Genomic DNA, 1457 nt, shown 5'->3' on the forward strand with positions numbered 1-1457 from the left:
AGTCCCCAGACCGGGGCCTGTGCCAGGTCGGGGGTTTCGCCGTCCGCGGTGGTGATGCCGTGGCGGGTGGCCACGACCAGGCGGGATCCGGCGAGCGCGTCGACCGCCAGCCACTGCTGGAGCAGGGCGAGGGCGTGGCGGGTCGTCTCCTGGGCGGTGGACTGCGCCGCGACCTCGGCCACGACCAGCTCGGGCAGATCGGCCCCCGAGGTCACCGCCGCGGCGAGGTCGGCCAGGTCGGCGTAGGTGCCGCCGAGGAACTCGGTCCGAGTCGGGGCGGCCGCGGCAAGGGACGTCGCGGCCGGGACCCACTCCACCTGGTACAGGGCATCGGTCGCCGCGCGGCGCGGGGCCGCCTTGAGCGCGACCTCGCGCGCGGTGGCGCACGCCTGCCCGTCCGTGTCCGCGAAGTCGATCCGCAGGACGGATTCGCCCTGCGTCGCGATCCGGACCCGGACGGGTGCGGCGGAACCGGGTCGGACGGCGAATCCGTGCCAGGTGAACGGCATTTCGGGTGCCGCGATGCCAGATCGGTGCTGGGGGAGGCCGCCGTGAAGGGCCGCATCGAGAAGAGCCGGGTGTATCGCGAAGCGCGAGTCCGCCGGGTCTTCGGCCAGCGCGATCTCGGCGTAGACGTACCGCTCGTCGCGCCAGGCGGCCCGTACCCCCTGGAAGGCGGGCCCGTACTCGTATCCGGCGTCGCCAAGGCTCTCGTAGAGATCCGTGACCGTGATCGGCTCGGTGCCCGCGGGCGGCCACTCGGCCGCGTCCCAGTCCGGGCCCGCACCCGCCGGGACGGCGAGGACGCCCCGGGCGTGGCACAGGGTCTCGGACACCGCACGGCTGTAGACGGCGGTCTCGCGCCGCCCCTCCTCGTCGGGAGCGCCGAGCGTGACCTGCACCTGGACACCCGCCGCGTCGGCGGGGAGCGTCAGCGGCGCCTGAAGCACCAGCTCCGCGACGGTGGGGGTGCCCGCCTCGCGGCCTGCGGCGAGGACCAGTTCAAGGAGGGAGGCACCCGGAACGAGCGACTCACCGTTGATCACGTGATCCGCGAGCCAGGGCTGCGTTTCGCTGGAGATGCGGCCCGTGAACAGCCACTCGTCCCGGTCACCGACCTGCGCGCAGGCGGCGAGCACGGGGTGATCCATTTGCCCGAGCCCGGCGGCCGTCAGGTCTCCGGCATTGGAGCTGAGCACGAGGCGGAACCGGTCGCGCTGGAAGGCGTACGTGGGCAGGCCGGTGTGCTGGGCGCCGGTGTTGGCGTAGTACGTGTTCCAGTCGACGGGGATACCGGCGGTGTGGGCGTGGCCGAGGAAGGCGGCGAACACGTGCGCCTCGGGCTGGCGGGCGCGGAGGGTCGGGGCGAGGACGGTCCCGTCCTCGTCGTCGAGGCACTGGCGGGTGAGTGCGGTGAGGATGCCGTCGGGGCCGAGCTCCAAGTAGCGGGTCACGCC

The 1457-nt window shown here is 73.8% G+C and carries 1 protein-coding gene; it reads right to left on the reverse strand.

The features are described from left to right. Nucleotides 1–1457: polyketide synthase dehydratase domain-containing protein (locus ACZ3IC_RS34175; RefSeq protein ID WP_467422624.1), on the reverse strand; the 1457-nt coding region annotated here is incomplete at both ends.

The organism is Streptomyces sp. NPDC002958, from assembly GCF_055563255.1.